Consider the following 17,515-nt stretch of genomic DNA (forward strand, 5'->3'; position numbering starts at 1 on the left):
AACCTGACAATTAGAGCCCCCAGCGCAGCAACAACAGCACCAGCACGACCAGGAACACCGTCTCCCCCACCATCAGCAGAATCGGCTTGATCCCGACCGCCGCCAGCTCGCGCAAGCGGGTCTTCATGCCCAGGGCACTGATGGAAATCACCAGGCACCAGCGCGACAGTTCGTTGACCGATCCCTGCACCGCAGGCGCTATCCATCCGGTGCTGTTGATGCAGGCCAGAATCAGAAAACCGACGGCGAACCACGGCAACAGCGGCGGGCGCTTGCCGGTCGGATCGGCGCCTTGCATGCGGGTGATCATCGCCGCAGTGACGATCACCGGCAGCAGCATCGCAACGCGCATCAGCTTGACCACCGTGGCCGTGTCGCCCGTCTCGGTCGACATGCTGTAGCCGGCGCCGACCACCTGGGCCACGTCGTGGATCGTGGCGCCGAGGAACACACCCGCCACCTGCGGTGACAACTGCAGCCAGTTGGCGATCATCGGATAGACAATCATCGCCAGAGTCGACAACGCCGAAACGCCAATGACGGTGAACAGGGTCGCCCGCTCTTTCTGCGGATGGTTCGGCAGCGCCGCTGCCAGCGCCAAGGCCGCCGAAGCGCCACAGATGGCCGTCGCGCCGCCGGTGAGCATGCCGAACAGGCGCTGGAAGCCCAGGGCCTTGGCGGCGATCACAGACACGCTGATGGTCACCACCACCAGGATCACCACCAGTGCAATCGGCTTCCAGCCCAGCGCGGCCATTTGCTCCAGGGTGATGCGCATGCCCAGCAGCGCCACGCCGATGCGCAGCACGGTGCGGGCGGTGAACTCGATACCGGCCTTGCAGGGGCCGTCATCGGCGAGAAAATTCAGGGCCATGCCCAACAGCAAGGCAAACAGCATGACCGGCGCACCGTAGTGCTCGGACAAGAACGACGCGGCGGCCGCGACAATCAGACTGACGATTAACCCAGGTGCCAGTTCGCGCGTGCGAGTGTGGATACGGGTAAGAGCAATGGCGCTCATGGCGCGGACTCCTCGGATGCGATGACGATAAACGCCTGGCCGTCGATGATCTCGACCGGGTAGTTGGTGACTTTGACCTGCCTGGAGTTGAGCAGGTAGCCGCTGTGCAAATCGAAGCGCAAACCATGGGCGAGGCATTGAATCACCCGGCCTTCAAGACGCCCCCCACATAGGGAAGAGCCCTGGTGCGGGCAACTGTCGTCAATGGCAAACAACTGCCCGTCGACGTTGAACAGCGCCAGGCTTTTGTCTTCGAACTCGAACAGCGCCCGGCCTCCAGCCTGCGGGTGTTTGCCGGCTGGCACGGGAATGCGTCGGGTCATGCTGGCTGCCGCTCGCGATCACTTTCCTTGAGGGCTTCGGTCATGGCCGCGAGCAGCGCCTGAGCAGGTTGTGCGCCGATCACCGTCATGCGGTTGTCGAACTTGAAGCTCGGCACGCCACTGGTCGCGTCGGGGGATCCTTCAAACGGCGTGGCATCGCCCTTCAGGCAATCGAGCACCCCGTCCGGAGCGACGCCGCAGGAGCGGGCAATGGCAAGCAAGGTCTCACGGCAACCGAGGTTTTCGCGCCTCAGGAAATAAGCGGCGAACAGTCGTTCGAGCAACATTTCACGCTGACTGGCATTGCCCAGTGCGCTGGCACGCTCGAACAAACGATGGGCGTCCGCGGTGTTGGGCATCGTCTCGATACGGCTGAGGTCGATGGCCAGTCCAACCGCCCCGGCAGCCTGCTGTACCTGATTCTGGCGCATGGTCATTGCGTCGGCATTGCCCAGGCGCTTGCGGTAGAAATCGGCGAAAGGTTCACCTTCTACCGGTATCTGGGGCAGCAACTGCACGCCATGCCACACCGTGGTGATCTGCACATCCGGGTGACGACTGCGAAACTGCACCTGCGCATGCTCCAGTTGGCGTTTGCCGATCAGGCACCAGGGGCAGATAAAATCGAAAAACACATCAATACGTAAACGACGACTCACAACTTCACCTCTATCCCGGCTGCACTGACAGGCTCAGGCACGCTCTGACCCTCAAGCCGGGCGATATCTTTTTGGTAATGACACTTGGCATAGAAGAACACCGCTGCCGCCGCGAGGCTGACCAGTGGCACTAATTGGAAAGCGGCATGCAGGCCGATGAGGTCGGACACACGGCCAGTCAGGAACGGCCCGGGTGCCAGCCCCAGCAGGTTATTGGCCAGGGTCAGCGTGGCGAACGCCGTACCGTGGACGGAGTAATGGGTCAGGTTGGCAACCATCGCACCGGCGGGGCCGGTGGTGCCGGTGGCAATCGCCATGCCCAGACAGATCAGCGCCAATTGCACAGGCCCTGCCGACAATGCGAACGCTGCCGACAGCAACAGGCAACTGCCCAGGCAAAAACCAATGGCCAGGCTGACCTTGCGCTCCGGCGAGTTCCGACACAGGCGATCGCTGAGCATGCCGCACAGGATCATCCCCGCACCGCTGCACAACACGATGATTGCCGCCATGCCACCGGCCTTGTCGGTAGGCATGTCGTAGTAGCGGTTGAGGTAGCTGGGAATCCACACCATCACCGTACCGCCGACGAACAACTGCAAGCCGCTGGCGATGTAGGTCGACACCACCGAACGGCTGGACCACAGCGTGCGCAGCGGACGCTTGACCGCGGCAGCCGTCTTGTTCGCAATCTGCGCGGCACGTCGTGGCGCTATGCGCGCTTCCTTGACGATGAGCGGATAGAGCATCGCCAGCACCAGGCCAAACAGCGACATGCCGGCGAACGACCAGCGCCAGCCCAGCTTGGCGGCAATCGCACCGCCCAAAGCCATGCCCAACACCGAACCGAACATGCCGCCAGCCATGAAGGCACTGGCCAGGGTGGCCCGCATGTGTTTGGGGAACACCGAAATCACCACCGCGATGCCCACGCTGCCGTAGGCGGCTTCGCCGACGCCGACCATGAACCGCGCAATGAACATCTGCTGGTAGTCCTGAGCCAGCGCGCAACCCAGGGTCGCCACGCTCCACAGGAAAGCCATCAACGCCAGGCTCTTGACCCGACCGAAGCGGTCAGCCATCAACGACAGGGGAAATGTCAGCAGGCCGACCATCAGGGCAACGATGCCGCTAAGCAGACCCAGTTGTCCGTCGCTCAACGCCCACTCAGTCTTGAGCAGGGGGAATACTGCGTTCAGTACCTGACGCGACATGTAATCGGAAATCAACAGACCGAACGTCAAGGCAAAGACGATCCAGGCATATTGGCGCGCAACGCCGACTCCGCAGGAGTCGTCATCGTCAGCGGCTATTGGGTGAAAGGCCATGCAGCCTCCTCAAGAGCTTTGTTTTATTTTTCTTATCAAGCGTGTAACGGTCAGGCGGACGAGAGGTCACGGCCTCTCGCCCCGACCCTAGGTCAACCGCGTTGCGGTACACCTTTCTGCCCAACCTTGCGGTTGGGGGCCATGCCGTTGGCCAACAGGGTTTCTTCGATGGTTTCGTACTGCACGCCGATGCGGTAGATCTCGCGGGCTTCTTTGCCGGTGGCGATTTCACGGCCCAGTTCATGGGCAATGCGCACGGTTTGCTGGATCTGTGCAACCGAGCCGAAACGATCGCCCTTGTGATCAATGATAGTGTCTTCATTGCCCACGCGCGGGTGCATGCCCATGGCCATCGACATGGTGTTGAACGGCATGACGTTCTTGAGCAGCGATTCGGAGGTCAGGGTGCAACCGTCCGGCGCGCGGTGGATGAAGTTGAAGAAGTTGAACGGGTTCGGGCCGTCGAAACCGCCGCCGATGCCGATCCAGGTCAGGTTCAGCGGGCCCTTGTAGATGCCCCTGCGCACCAGGCGCTCGAGGGTTTCCATGGCGTGCATGCCGGTCAACTGGAAGTGTGGCTGGATGCCGTTGTCCATCAGGCGCTTGAGGTGCTCGGCCACCCAGGCCGGCCCTGCCGGTACGGTCATTTCGCTGTAGGCGGCGTGGATCAACGGGTTGTCCAGGGAAGTGCCCTTCAGGTACTCCGGATACAACAGCTCCATGATGTTCATTTGCGTGGTGTTGATCGCGACCGTGACCTGATCCGGTTTCGGCGTCAGCTCGGCCAGCATGTGGCGAGTGTCGTCGGACAGCCACTTGGCCGCTTCGCCATCGCTTTCCGGAGCGAAGGAAATCGAGCCGCCGACCTGGATGATCATGTCTGGCACGGCTTCACGCACACCGGCGATCAGCTCGTTGAACTTCGACAGGCGCTTGGAGCCCTTGCCGTCCAGTTCGCGCACATGCAGGTGCAGCACGGTGGCGCCGGCTTCATAGCATTCGACCGCTTTCTGGACTTGCTCATCCATGGTCAACGGGATGTCTTCCGGGAAGTCTTCCGGCATCCACTCCGGGCCGTACGGGGCCACGGTAATGACTACCTTTTCCATGTTTTCGGGGTGCAGGGAATCGTCGAAGAATTGCATGGGTTACTCCAGTTCTTATGCCAGTTCTTATGATTGTCTCGCCCACCCGGGGTCGTGCCGGGCAGACGTGTTTACGAGTGCGAATGCTGCTAGTGCGGATGCAGGTGGCGTTCGATCAGAACGTCTTGTCGCCGATAATCCCGGCACGCTCCATCTTGCGATGGCACGGCGGGTAATCCATGACGGCGTAATGCTGGGTACTGCGGTTGTCCCAGATGGCGATGCTGTTGGGCTTCCAGCGCCAGCGAACCTGATACTCAGGGATGTACGCCTGGCTGATCAGGTAACGCAGCAACTCGCCGGCGCCGGGGTTGGCGTCCTGGCCGAAGCGCACCCGCTCAGGGGTGTGGTAGTTGCTGAAGTGGGTGGTGAAAGCGTTGACGAACAGCACCTTCTCGCCGGTTTCCGGATGAGTGCGCACCACCGGGTGTTCGGCGTCCGGGTACATCGCCTTGAGCGCCAGGCGTTTTTCAATCGGCATGGCGGCACCGAAGCTCGCTTCGATGCTGTGGCGGGCACGCAGGTCGGCGATCTTGACCTTTACGTCTTCCGGCAAGTTCGCATAGGCCTGGACCATGTTGGCCCACATGGTGTCGCCGCCCACTGGCGGACATTCCACGCAACGCAGCACGCAGCCCATCGGCGGTGCTTCGCGCCAGGTGGCGTCGGTGTGCCAGGCGTTTTCATAGCGGTCCATCGGCTGGTCAGGATTCTTGTAGATCTGCACCAGCCCCGGATGCTCCGGATCACTGCCGGCCACCGGATGATCCTCCAGCTCGCCGAAGCGCCGGGCGAAGGCCACGTGCTCGGCGCGGGTGATGTCCTGATCACGCAGGAACACCACGCGGTGCTTGAGCAACTGGGCACGAATCTCCGCAAACAGACCATCGTCATGCACCGCGTCGGCCAGGTTGACGCCGATCAGTTCGGCGCCAATGCTGCAGGTCAATTGTTCGACTTTCATGGCTGGCCGCTCCTTAAACGACGAAAATCGATGAGCCGGTAGTCTTGCGCGATTCAAGGTCGCGATGGGCCTGCACGGCGTCCTGCAAGGCGTAGTGCTGGTTGATCTCGATCTTGATCCGGCCGCTGCCGACATGGTCGAACAACTCGCCGGCCAGGGCGGCTTTTTCCGCAGGGTCGCTGATGTAGTTGGCCAGGGCAGGACGGGTCAGGTACAGCGAACCTTTCATCGCCAGCATCACCGGGTCGAACGCCGGGATCGGGCCGGACGCGGTACCCACGCAGACCATCAGGCCACGGGGTTTCAACGAATCCAGCGAACCCATGAAGGTGTTCTTGCCAACGCTGTCGAACACCACGTTGACGCCCACACCGTCGGTCAGTTCGCGAACGCGAGCGGCGACGTCTTCATGGCTGTAATTGATCGTATGGTCGCAACCGTGAGCCCGGGCGATTTCCGCTTTTTGCTCGGTCGAAACCGTGCCGATCACGTTCAGGCCCAGCAACTTGGCCCACTGCGAAACGATCAGACCGACACCGCCAGCGGCGGCATGCAACAGAATGCTGTCGCCCGGTTTGAAGTCGTAGATGCGGCGCATCAGATACGAGGACGTCAGACCACGCATGGTCATCGCGGCAGCGGTCTCGAAGCTGATGGTTTCCGGCAGCTTGATCAGCGGCGCGGCCGGGATCAGGCGCTCGGTGCTGTAGGCGCCGAGGGTGTTGAGGAAACCGGTGTAGGTGACGCGATCACCGACCTCGACGTTGGTGACCCCTTCACCAACGGCCTGGACTACGCCAGAGGCCTCGACGCCCATGCCGTTGGGCATCGGAATCGGGTAGGTACCGTTACGGAAATAGGTGTCGGCATAGTTCAGGCCAACCGCCACATGACGAAGGCGAACCTGGCCGGGACCGGGCTCGCCGACTTCGACGTCCTCATAACGTAGAACTTCGGGACCACCGGTTTCGTAGAAGCGTACGGCTTTGGCCATTTTTCTTATTCTCCAATCTGCAATATGGGCGTGTTGCATCGAATTGCGCTGATTGGACTGTAGGACGAGGCCTGTTGAGACGCTTCTCATCAGACGACAATGGCTTTTCATTTGGTGACAGGCAGAAACGGGATCGTTCTAGCCGGTCCCGTCGTCACCTGCGCTATCATCGCCCGCCTCGATTCCCCAAGAGCCTTGACCCCGGATGTCCGAAGCACTGCCACTGTCCAACGATCACCCAGCCCTGCCGCCGGTCCTGGCCGGCCCGCTGTTGCGGCGTCTTGAGCCCATGCGGCTGGTGCTGTGGCTGGTGGGTTCCCGGGCGCTGGCGCTGACCTTGCGTTTGCAGGGCGTCGGCGATATCCGACTCGATGCCGGGCAATGCACCGTGATTGCGGTGGGGGGTCATGCCTTTGTGCACTTGATTGATGTGCAACTCGATTGCGCCCTGCCCCGGGATGAATCGATCGACTATGACCTGCTGATCGATGGCACAGAAAAAGGCATCGCCGACTGGGCACCGCACCTGCTGTATGGCGATGCCCATTGCCCGAACTTCGTCCTGCGCGCACGGGTCGATCAGTTGCTGCACGGTTCTTGCCGCAAACCTCATCACCCGGCGACAGACGGCTTGCTGTGCGTCGACCGGTTGCTTGCCCAGGAACACGAGGCAAAGGACCGCCCGGCACTGCTGATGATGACTGGCGATCAGGTCTACGCCGACGATGTCGCGGGGCCGATGTTGCGGGCGATTCACGCCTTGATCGCGCGTCTGGGGCTGTTCGGGGAGCACCTCGAAGGCGCGGTGGTCAGCGACAGCGCCAGGCTCTACGAGCATCCGGCCAGTTACTACCACCGCGCGGATCTGCTGCCGGCACTGCAAAGCAATGAAACCCTGCGCGAGCGATTTTTCGGTGGCGCGCGCAAGCCGATTTTCACCAGCAGCAGCGCCGACAATCACCTGGTGACCTTCGCCGAAGTCATGGCCATGTACTTGTTGGTCTGGTCGCCAGTGCCCTGGACCCTGATCGCGCCCCAGGCACCGACGCTGACGCCGCAAAGGCTCAAGCGCTACGCCCTTGAGCAGACGCGCATCGATGCCTTCAAGGCAGGCCTTGGCGACGTCGCGCGGGCACTGGCGCATCTGCCGACGCTGATGATTTTCGACGACCACGACATCACCGATGACTGGAACCTTTCCGCGCAATGGGAGGAAACGGCCTACGGCCATCCGTTCTCCCGGCGCATCATCGGCAACGCGCTGCTGGCGTACATGTTGTGCCAGGGCTGGGGCAACAACCCGGATGCGTTCACTACCCTGCTGGAAAAGTCCGGAGCCTTGAGCGACAGCGCACGCGACCTTCACCTCGACAGCACGGTTCAGGATGACTTGATCAGTGATCTACTGAAGTTTCAGCACTGGCATTACGTGCTGCCGACCACCCCGGCCATGGTGGTGATCGACACCCGCACCCGGCGCTGGCGCAGCGAAATGAACCTCAAGCAGCCTTCCGGTTTGCTCGACTGGGAAGCCCTGAGCGAACTGCAACAGGAACTGCTGGACCACCCGAGTGCGATCATCGTTTCGCCGGCGCCGATCTTCGGCGTCAAACTGATTGAAACCGTGCAGCGGGTATTCAGCTGGTGCGGTTATCCACTGCTGGTGGACGCGGAAAACTGGATGGCCCATCGCGGCGCGGCACAGGTGATCCTGAACATTTTCCGCCACTCGCGCACCCCGGGTAACTACGTGGTGTTGTCGGGGGATGTGCACTATTCCTTCGTCTACGAAGTGCTGATCCGCCACCGCAAGGCCGGACCGCGCATCTGGCAGATCACCAGCAGCGGCATCAAGAATGAATTCCCGCCCAGCCTGCTCGAGTGGTTCGACCGCCTCAACCGCTGGCTGTACTCGCCACGCTCACCGTTGAACTGGCTGACCAAGCGTCGACGCATGCGCATCGTGCCCCACTTGCCCGAACACGCCGAAGCGGGTGAGCGGCTATGGAACTCGGCGGGGATCGGCCAGGTGTATTTCAATGACCTGGGACAGCCGCAGACCATCTATCAGCACAATTCGAACGGCTCACCGAAGACCCGGATGATTGCGCCGGCAAGCGATGATTGAGGCAGAGAAGACACCACAAAAAACTGTGGAAGCGACGGTGCCGCGATCTGACCTGCTCCGGGCGGCGTACCGACGAATGCTGTCTGTCAGACTCTACAATTGTGACTGTCATACCGCCTTCGCAAGCAGGCTCGCACACACTGGATTTCTGGCGTATACACTTCTTGTGCTATTTCCAGATCCTGTGGGCCTGCTCGCGAAGAGGCCAGTTAAATATTGGGGGAATCCATTCTGTAACCCGCCCCCGGCGTACCTTCATGGAGTGCCACCTGAATTTTCGAATACAAGGCATTCGCCTCAGCAGTGGTGATTGATCGCGAACAATCACGCAGTACAACACGTAGTAGCACATTCTCCTGCCCCGGCAGCAATCCGAGGCGATCAATGGCCTGCAGAGGCAGTTCTGTGAACGCCCAGCGCCCTTTGATCTGCATTTCCTCGATCCAATCTGAACAATCGCCAGCTGCCTGCAACATCCTTTCAGTCAACACCTCCTCGCTCAGCCCCGGCGTTACCGCCAACGAAATATCTCGAGTAATCGAAGGCAACCGAGAGACGGCGCTCCACAGATTCAGATCATGCATCTGTGCCTGTACTCGTTCGTTCTGATCACGTAGCAAACGAATATCCGGGATGCCTTTGCGCAGCATGGTCAAGCGATCCAATCCCATTCCCAGCGCCAGTCCTCCATGACGCAAAGGATCGATCTTCAGTCGCTCCAATAATGATTTGGCAATTCGACCGCACTCCAGAACCTCTACCGGGACGCCGTCATTCAACAGGTTTACTTCGATCCCGCCCTCAGTGTAGTGATGCGGACTATCACTGTAGATCCAAGGCATATCTGGCACGGCAGATTTGAGGATATCGCCGACCAAGCAAAGTAAATGCTCATGCGTCGACAAATCAGGATCACCGAGCACCCAGATATCCATCTGATGGGGTTCCGCACAATGCCAACGATCCCGGCTGTCGCGACGAAAAGTGATACCAGGCGCGGCCAATAATATTGACTGCCCCGGTTGCCGTAGCTGGGCAGCTCGCTGAAGCGCTGCTGGAATTTGACTGGTGGTTTGCGTTCGCAGCAACGAACACTCATCAACCCAGCGGGTGTGTGCACTTCCGAGGGTGATTTCTGCTGGGTCATAACCGAGCAATCCGTAGTTTTCTTCAGCTGAGACAATTCTCGGCCCCGTCTGCACTTGCGCTTGTGGCCAGCCTTTATCCGTTAATCCTTGAAGGACCTCCTTGAGTAATAATCGAATGGCGTGATCGGGTGCAGCGGGTTCTGTTAGATCAGCCAGTAACAAGGCTTGGTGTACGGACGTATCCGTCAGATATTTCTTTGATTCCTGCACTAAACAACCTCCTTATTAACAATTGAATGTAGCCCCCCGTAAAAAGAGCCCCGTAGACCAACCTAACGATTTCAGATCGTCCATCACAACCAAACTCGGTGAAAAACTAAATTTTCAGAAGAGGACTACAGCCACTACTTACACAAATAACCAAGAGCCTCTTACAAGACACTTCACAAGCATCATTAGTTCTAAAAAACCTCAAGCAACCTATTTAATACATCAAAAAAACCTATATTAATTATTTCACCCCTCAGGACCACCAGGGAGCACAAAACCAACAAAATGAAAAATGACGATCAAATGAAAAAGAAAAATGTCGTTAAAGAAAAGCTCACCCGCATAACTTCCGGCCCGGAAAATTTTGGCTGGGCGCCGTTAGCTTGGGCTCATACTGAAGAGTAAATGATGAAAATGGGCGTCAAGATCACTCTTGCCGCCCACCGACAAAAAAGGAGGTACCAATGTTATCCAGAACGATGATAACAACGCTCTTTGGTCAAGAAGAGCCTTCCATAATTGCGGACTTTTAGGAGTTCCTCCAAGAGTGCTCTAATTTAGGATTCAAGACACTCAACATTTCTGACATCGACAACCCCCCCAAAAACAGCATCATCTTTTCATTCACTAATGATGCAGCGAAAAAGACATTTGAAATTGCGAAAAATACCAAACACAAAAAAAGCATCTTTTGTGCAACACAAGTATTCGAGCCTACTTTAAAAGCAGCACTTTATAGTTTGAATCTGTTATTGATAAGCGACTTTCAACAAGCGCTAAGCACACAAAGACGTGTACTGAACATGCTCAATTCACACAACTCATTTTTCTTGACCGGAAATGACGCTGACGCGCAAATAACGATACCCCCTCACGTTCAGCCTTATGCTTTGATTACCGAGGATATAGAAAACGATTTCATTCAGTCCGTGGCGGAGTTTTTTGAAGTCCATTATGCTCACATGAAGCCACAAGAGCCGAGTCCGTTTTCCTTTCACGGAACATTAAAAATATCCGGAATACTTACAGCTCTTAGAAGACCCAACCCAGCTTTACCAGAAGGCTTAAATATTTCTTTAAAATGGTTGAGTGATCGCATATCTGAAGAAGGCGCACTATTAACCATTGAAGACAACACAATCACCTCACTGAAAATAAATGGCAATGAACACATAAAACTATTGGATCTTGCAGCAGGACCTAGAGGCCTCAAGCTGACTGAGTTTGCTATTGGAGTAAACGAAACAATCGCAAATAGCATTGACTACAAAATCAACTCTCAATTAAACGAAGGAATTAATGGCGTTCATATAGCAATTGGGGACGGTTCCTCTGGCTATCACATAGATTTCCTGAGCCCAGCAGTAAAGGTAAGCCCAACTCACAACTGAGCCAACCTAATCGCCCTCACTACAACCACCCACATCATAGCGATGTCTAAAAACTGACACTATAAAAGGGCTTACAGAAATGATGAGCAGTGACGCACGGCAAGTTACCGATGGACCTCAAGGCGCACAGGCCGGCAGATTCTGGTGTACCTGCAGGCTTGCCCGCGATAAGACCAGCACATCCAGCATCAATACTGACTGAAGCACTGCTTTCGCGAGCAGGTTCACACCCACAATTGATCGGTGTCTCTCATGAACCTCACCCGAACCTTGATCATCGGCAACTCCGGCTCGGGCAAGAGCTGGCTGGCGCAGCGGCTGGCCGAGCAACTGCGTGTGCCCTGGACCGATCTCGACCGGATTCACTGGCTGTCCGACGAACACAGCATCCCCCGCCCCCGAAATGAAGCGCTGGGAATGGCGCGGATCGCTGCCGATGAAGAGCGCTGGGTGATCGAAGGGGGTTACGGCTGGATCGTCAGTGAAATCCTCCACCGGGCCACGGCGTTGATCTGGCTGTGTATCGATGACGTCGATTGCGTTGCCAACATTCGCCGGCGGGAAGCCAACGATGACGAACGACTGGTTGCAATGCTGGAGTGGGCTAACAACTATCGCACCCGTGACGACTCAAGTGGATTTGCGGCGCATCAGCGGATATTCGATGACTTTGGTGCCTCGAAGATCCGCCTGACCAATCGGATTGAAATCACCGACTTCGCTTCAGAAGCAGGAATATTACCCATCAGTTAAAGTACAAAACCTGTGGGAGCGAGCTTGCTCGCGATGACGGCAACACATTCGACATCAATGGTGACTGACCCATCGCTATCGCGAGCAAGCTCGCTCCCACAGGTATTGCGGTGCCCAGGGAGCGTATTTCAAGCCACCGTCACCACACCACTCACCCCTCTGACAATCATCTCCACTTCCCGCTCATCGATGGTCAGCGGCGGCAGCAGGCGAATGGTTTTCCCCCGCGTGACATTGATCAGCAAGCCTTGATCCCGGGCGGCGATCAGGCTCAGGTCGCGGATCGGTTGCTTGAGTTCGATGCCGATCATCAGGCCCTGGCCGCGTATTTGCGAGACGTTCGGGTTGCCCGCCAGTTCTGTGCGCAATCTTTCGAGCAGGCGCGCCCCCTGAAGCCGGGCGTTTTCCAGCAGCCCTTGTTCTTCGACGATATCCAGCACGGTGCATCCGACTCGACAGGCCAGCGGATTACCGCCGAACGTGCTGCCGTGGCTGCCCGGCGTGAAAAGTTCGGCCGCCTTGCCACGGGCCAGGCAAGCGCCGATGGGCACGCCGTTGCCCAGGCCTTTGGCCAGGGTCATGACGTCCGGGACGATGCCTTCGTGCTGGAACGCGAACCACTGGCCGGTGCGGCCGATGCCGGTCTGGATCTCATCGAGCATCATCAGCCATGAGCGCCGGTTGCACAGTTCCCGCACGGCCTTGAGATAGCCCGGCGGCGCCAGTTGCACGCCGCTTTCGCCCTGGATCGGCTCCATCAGGATCGCCACGATCCGCGAGCCAAAGGCCTGTTGCACCTTGTCCAGCGCGCCGAGGTCGCCGAACGGCACTTTGACGAAATCCCCCGGCAGCTTGTTGAAACCCAGGCGCACCGCCGGGCCATCGCTGGCAGACAAGGTGCCAAGGGTGCGGCCATGGAACGCATTCTCCATGACCACCACCAACGGCTGCTCGATGCCCTTGTGCCAGCCATGCAGCCGGGCGATTTTCAGTGCGGTTTCGTTGGCTTCGGCCCCGGAGTTGTTGAAAAACGCCCGGTCCATGCCCGCCAGCTGCGTCAGTTTCTGCGCCAGCCGTTGCTGCCAGTCGATGCTGTAGAGGTTCGAGGTGTGCAGCAGCAACCCGGCCTGCTCGGTAATGGCGGCAACGATTTTCGGATGGGAGTGGCCAACGTTGGTCACCGCCACACCGGCGACCGCATCCAGGTATTCGCGACCGGCCTGATCCCACAGGCGAGTGCCCAGGCCCTTGTTGAAACTCAAGGCCAGGGGTTGGTAAGTGCTCATCAGGCAGGCGGCGGTCATGACATCAAGCTCCAGCAAGGGTCGGTGTTTTTGCAGTATGGTTAGCCACCAGAGCTGGATAAACACTGTAAAACTTCAATCATTTAAAAGCAGAGCTTGATAATGGATTTATTCCAGGCAATGACCGTCTACGTGAAAGTGGTGGAGACCGGTAGCATGACCGCCGCTGCCTTGCAGTGTGAAATGTCCACGACCATGGTCGGCAATCACCTCAAGGCCCTGGAGCAACGGCTGGGTGTGCGCCTGCTCAACCGCACGACGCGGCGCCAGCGGCTGACCGAGTTCGGCGCCGCGTATTACCAGCGCTGCCTGGAAGTGCTGGGGTTGGTGGCCGATTCCGAGCGACTGGCCGAGCAGGCTCTGGACGAACCGAGCGGCATCCTGCGCATCACCGCGCCCCTGACCTTCGGGACCGAGCGCCTGGCCCCGGCACTGAGTGAGTTCAGCCGGCAAAACCCGCGGGTGAAACTTGACGTGGTGCTGACCAACCGACGCCCGGATCTGCTGGAAAACGGCCTCGATGTAGCGTTTCGCCTTGGGGCGCTGGAGCCCTCCAACCTGATCGCCCGCCCGCTGATCGACTACACCCTGACCATGTGCGCGTCACCGGACTACCTGGCCCGTCGCGGCACTCCGCAAACACCTGAAGACCTGCGCCATCACGACTGCCTGTCCTTTGCCTATCCGGCCGGAGATGACTGGCAATCGGTGCAAAAGGAATGGCGCCTGGCCGGTCCCGATGGCGAAGTCAGCGTGGGGGTCGGCGGGCCGATGCTGATCAACAGTTCCGCCGGACTGCATCAAGCGGCGCGCACCGGCATGGGCATCGTGATGATGCCCGACGCCTTGGTCGAGCAGGACCTCAAGGACGGAAAGCTGTTGGCCTTGATGCCCGATTACTGTCCGCCCAGCCGGCCGATGCACCTGGTCTATGCCCAGGATCGCCACCGTTTGCCGAAGTTGCGCCGTTTCGTCGAATTCGCCATGCAGCTGTGGGGCAAGCACTGATCCGCTGACCGACGATTCAGTGCCAGGGTCGTCGATTCCCCATTCACTACATCCCCGCCTTCACCAGCACCGGCTGTTCCTGATAACGATCCGGGTACAGCTGCTTCAACTGCGCCACTTTTGGCAAATCGTTGATCACGATGTATGGATAGGTCGGATGCTCGGTCAGGAAATCCTGATGCTCCTCCTCCGCCGGGTAGAAACCGTTGAAGGTTTCAAGCTTGGTCACGATCGGTTTGTCGAAGACTTGCGCGGCGTCGAGCTGGGTGATGTAGGCCTGTGCGACCCGCTGCTGCTCAGCGTTTTTGGTAAAGATCGCCGAGCGGTACTGGGTGCCGCTGTCCGGGCCCTGGCGGTTGAGCTCGGTCGGGTTGTGCGCCACTGAAAAGTAGATCTGCAGCAAGGTGCCGTAACTGACCTGGGCTGGATCGAACGTGACTTCGACCGACTCCGCATGGCCGGTATTGCCGTTGCTGACGCGCTCGTATTGCGCGGTATTGGCCGCCCCGCCCGCGTAGCCGGAGACGGCGTTCTTCACGCCTTTGACATGCTGGAACACACCTTGAACACCCCAGAAGCAGCCACCGGCGAACACCGCGGTTTCGCTGCGGGCCTGGGTGCTTTCATCAAGGGCCGGCGGTGGAAGGATGACCGCCTTTTCGGCACCGCCGAAAGAGAAGGCCGAGCATTGGCTGATGATGCCGGCAGCCGCCAGCCCCAGCAGGGTACGGCGCCAGGTAAAGAGTGTTTTCATGGGGCGAACTCCTGAAGCGTTGAACAGTTATCAGCCGAAAGTGAAGGCGTAAGCCGACGCCCCCGGATCAAGAAACTCGATACTGAAGGTCCGGTCGGTCACGCCGCCGCTCTGGCGTACCAGTTGATACAAACGCTGGTCCGTCACGGTGCCGCTGCCATCGGGTGCCACGTCCATGCCATGGGCATCGCCGGGGGCCTTGCCGTCGATCAGCACCTTGAAACGCACCGGTTTGCCATCGGCGCCAGGGCCGAGCACCAAATGCAAATCACGGGCGTGGAAGCGATAGACGATGCGGCTGGCCGGCGCGCTGGCGGTGGCCCGCTCCGGGCCGACATGCCACTGGCCGCCCAGGCTCCAGTCATTGAGGGCCAGTTGCGCCGGCGGGTTGTAGGCCGCGACCTTGTCCGGCACCAGCGCGGTTTCGGGCACGAAATGCTCAGCGCGCTGGTAGCCGACATAGGTTTCCGGCGACTGCACGGCGTCCTTGTCCGGGGCCATTTGCACGCCATCGGCCTTGGCACTGATCAGCCCGTCGGCGACCTTGGCCGCCCCCGCCTCGCGCAGTAATTGCTGGATGACCCGCTCCGATTCGGCGTACGCGCCTTCGCCGAAATGGTGATAACGAATGCGTCCCTGGGCGTCGGCAAAGTAATGCGCCGGCCAGTACTCGTTGTTGAAGGCGCGCCAGATCTTGAACTCGTTATCGATGGCCACCGGGTAGTTGATGCCCAGGTCTTTCATGGCCTTGGTGACGTTGCTGACGTCGCGTTCGAAGGCAAACTCCGGCGCATGCACGCCGATCACCACCAGGCCTTGATCGCGATACTTCTCGGCCCAGGCTTTCACATAGGGCAGCGAGCGCAGGCAGTTGATGCAGGAGTAGGTCCAGAAATCCACCAGCACGACCTTGCCTTTCAAGGCCTGGGCATCGAGGGGTGGCGAGTTGAGCCATTGCACGGCGCCCTCCAGTGACGGCAGGTTGCCTTCGACCGGCAAGGTGCCCGGGGTTTTGTCAGCCACTTGCACCGCGCCGGCGGAGGTCGAGTTTTGCGCCATCATCGCCCCGCTGTTACGCGGTGACTTGCCGGACAGTTTCTCCACCAGCGCTTGCTCGATACCACTGGTCGACGCCGTGGAAAACCGCGCCAGAATCCCCGTGTCCAGACCCAGGGCAATCGCTGCCACACCGGCCAGCATCGCCCCGCCAAGGCCGCGACGCAGCCATTCGCCCGCGCCAATCGAGCGTTTCATCGCGGTGAAGACTTTGCCGCCCAGCAACAAGGCCAGCGCGAGGGAAGTGGCGGCACCGGCGGCGTACGCCAGCAGCAAAAAGGTGGTTTGAATGCTGGCGCCTTGCAGCGCCGCACCGGTCAGCAGCAGGCCCAGGATCGGCCCGGCGCACGGCGCCCACAGCAGGCCGGTGGCCACGCCGATCAGGAGCGAAGCACCAGGACGTGGCCGTGCATCGGCGCCCGCCGCCTCCGACAAACGACTGCCCGCCGCCACCAGTGGCCGGGTCAGACGCTCGGCCAGTTGCGGCAGCAACAGCGTCAGACCGAACAACGCCACGAACACCAGCGCCAGCCAACGCCCATATTGATTGAGTTGCACCACCCAGCCACCGCCCACCGCCGCCAACGTGGCGACCAGCGCGAAGGTCAGCGCCATGCCCACCAGCAGCGGCAACCCGCTTTTGACGAAGGGTTGCCCGGTGCGGGCGAAGACAAACGGCAATACTGGCAGAATGCACGGGCTGACAATCGTCAGCACACCACCGAGATAAGCGAGGACCAGCAGCCACATGGCGATTACCTGCAAAAAGTGAGTGGAATGGAATCACACCGTCTTGGGCACGAATTTCATCGCCAGGCCGTTCATGCAGTAACGCAGGCCGGTGGGTTTCGGGCCGTCGTCGAAGACATGCCCCAGATGCCCGCCACAGCGCCGGCAATGAACCTCTTCACGGACCATGCCGAACGCACGGTCCTGGCGGGTCGCCACGGCCTTGTCCAGCGGTGCCCAGAAACTTGGCCAACCGGTGCGGCTGTCGAATTTGGTCGCCGAGGAAAACAGCGGCAGCTCGCAACCGGCACAGACGAACGTGCCATCGCGGTGCTCGTTGTTCAGCGGGCTGCTGTAGGCCCGCTCGGTGCCCTCTTCGCGCAGGATTTCGTACTGCTCGTCGCTCAGAAGAGCGTGCCATTCGCTGTCGCTGTGGATCACTTCGAATACCTCCGCTGCGCTGGCTTCACTGATCAAGGCCGAGCCTGTGGAAAACTTCGGCAACAGGCCGATCGCCAGGGCTGCCACCCCCAGCCCGCCGCTCGCTACAAGAAATTGCCGTCGTGAAAACATGTTCGTCTCCAAAAATCCAGGGGTGTT

15 protein-coding genes and 1 pseudogene are annotated in these 17,515 nt (G+C 59.5%); 4 read left to right on the top strand and 12 right to left on the bottom strand.

The annotated features are described in order from the left end of the window. Positions 1–10 precede the first annotated feature (10 nt). The 7 genes from AC1RS8_RS08035 to AC1RS8_RS08065 all read right to left on the bottom strand — a co-directional run bounded on the left by AC1RS8_RS08035 (position 11) and on the right by AC1RS8_RS08065 (position 6,434). Positions 11–1,021 carry a YeiH family protein gene (locus AC1RS8_RS08035; RefSeq protein ID WP_057716325.1) on the bottom strand — a complete coding sequence of 337 codons (1,011 nt, stop codon included), beginning with the start codon at positions 1,019–1,021 and terminating at the stop codon, positions 11–13. Next, on the bottom strand, positions 1,018–1,344 hold the full coding sequence (locus AC1RS8_RS08040; protein ID WP_057716326.1) for a Rieske (2Fe-2S) protein: 327 nt from the start codon (positions 1,342–1,344) through the stop codon (positions 1,018–1,020). Before AC1RS8_RS08040 ends, AC1RS8_RS08035 begins: the two co-directional genes overlap by 4 nt. Beyond that, positions 1,341–2,003, bottom strand: a complete 663-nt coding sequence (locus AC1RS8_RS08045) for a DsbA family oxidoreductase (RefSeq protein ID WP_154947348.1) — start codon at positions 2,001–2,003, stop codon at positions 1,341–1,343. Before AC1RS8_RS08045 ends, AC1RS8_RS08040 begins: the two co-directional genes overlap by 4 nt. Next, positions 2,000–3,331, bottom strand: coding sequence for an MFS transporter (locus AC1RS8_RS08050; RefSeq protein WP_090453203.1), 1,332 nt, complete (start codon positions 3,329–3,331; stop codon positions 2,000–2,002). The genes AC1RS8_RS08045 and AC1RS8_RS08050 overlap by 4 nt, the downstream gene beginning before the upstream one ends. A gap of 92 nt (positions 3,332–3,423) precedes the next feature. Continuing rightward, positions 3,424–4,476 (bottom strand): beta-keto acid cleavage family enzyme, encoded by a 1,053-nt coding sequence (locus AC1RS8_RS08055; RefSeq protein WP_090453201.1) that lies wholly within the window; start codon positions 4,474–4,476, stop codon positions 3,424–3,426. A gap of 115 nt (positions 4,477–4,591) precedes the next feature. After that, the gene (locus AC1RS8_RS08060; RefSeq protein WP_057716330.1) at positions 4,592–5,440 is read right to left on the bottom strand and encodes a TauD/TfdA dioxygenase family protein; all 849 of its coding nucleotides are present in this window, start codon (positions 5,438–5,440) and stop codon (positions 4,592–4,594) included. A gap of 13 nt (positions 5,441–5,453) precedes the next feature. Then, positions 5,454–6,434 (bottom strand): quinone oxidoreductase family protein, encoded by a 981-nt coding sequence (locus tag AC1RS8_RS08065; RefSeq protein ID WP_008050013.1) that lies wholly within the window; start codon positions 6,432–6,434, stop codon positions 5,454–5,456. 205 nt (positions 6,435–6,639) lie between these two features. On the opposite strand from AC1RS8_RS08065, the gene AC1RS8_RS08070 reads away from it, so the two are divergent. After that, the gene (locus AC1RS8_RS08070; protein ID WP_489339778.1) at positions 6,640–8,562 is read left to right on the top strand and encodes an alkaline phosphatase D family protein; all 1,923 of its coding nucleotides are present in this window, start codon (positions 6,640–6,642) and stop codon (positions 8,560–8,562) included. A gap of 209 nt (positions 8,563–8,771) precedes the next feature. Here AC1RS8_RS08070 and srmL read toward each other — a convergent pair whose 3' ends face one another. After that, entirely contained in the window at positions 8,772–9,920 is a 1,149-nt protein-coding gene (gene srmL, locus AC1RS8_RS08075) for a PheS-related mystery ligase SrmL (RefSeq protein WP_057716332.1), read from the bottom strand. A gap of 554 nt (positions 9,921–10,474) precedes the next feature. Between srmL and AC1RS8_RS08080 the strand changes: the two are divergent. Then, positions 10,475–11,311 (top strand): annotated as a pseudogene (locus tag AC1RS8_RS08080) (CgnE/CgnB domain-containing protein); the annotation flags it as partial. Positions 11,312–11,563: 252 nt separating this feature from the next. Continuing rightward, the gene (locus tag AC1RS8_RS08085; protein WP_489339777.1) at positions 11,564–12,064 is read left to right on the top strand and encodes a P-loop NTPase family protein; all 501 of its coding nucleotides are present in this window, start codon (positions 11,564–11,566) and stop codon (positions 12,062–12,064) included. A 128-nt stretch (positions 12,065–12,192) separates the two neighbouring features. Here the strand turns inward: AC1RS8_RS08085 and AC1RS8_RS08090 are convergent, their stop codons facing one another. Next, positions 12,193–13,368, bottom strand: coding sequence for an aspartate aminotransferase family protein (locus AC1RS8_RS08090; protein ID WP_489339776.1), 1,176 nt, complete (start codon positions 13,366–13,368; stop codon positions 12,193–12,195). A 102-nt stretch (positions 13,369–13,470) separates the two neighbouring features. Here AC1RS8_RS08090 and AC1RS8_RS08095 point away from each other — a divergent pair, with 102 nt between their 5' ends. Beyond that, entirely contained in the window at positions 13,471–14,376 is a 906-nt protein-coding gene (locus tag AC1RS8_RS08095) for a LysR family transcriptional regulator (RefSeq protein ID WP_090453193.1), read from the top strand. A 46-nt stretch (positions 14,377–14,422) separates the two neighbouring features. On the opposite strand, the gene msrA is transcribed toward AC1RS8_RS08095, so the two are convergent. From msrA to msrB, 3 genes are read right to left on the bottom strand one after another with little or no spacing between them, the layout of a single operon-like run. Then, a complete protein-coding gene (gene msrA, locus AC1RS8_RS08100; protein ID WP_489339775.1) occupies positions 14,423–15,130 on the bottom strand; it encodes a peptide-methionine (S)-S-oxide reductase MsrA in 708 nt (235 codons plus the stop codon). Positions 15,131–15,160: 30 nt separating this feature from the next. Next, entirely contained in the window at positions 15,161–16,936 is a 1,776-nt protein-coding gene (locus AC1RS8_RS08105) for a cytochrome c biogenesis protein DipZ (protein ID WP_489339774.1), read from the bottom strand. A 33-nt stretch (positions 16,937–16,969) separates the two neighbouring features. Further along, positions 16,970–17,488, bottom strand: coding sequence for a peptide-methionine (R)-S-oxide reductase MsrB (gene msrB / locus AC1RS8_RS08110; protein ID WP_340315268.1), 519 nt, complete (start codon positions 17,486–17,488; stop codon positions 16,970–16,972). Positions 17,489–17,515: the final 27 nt, after the last annotated feature.

Source organism: Pseudomonas sp. GW821-FHT12A04, assembly GCF_058807755.1.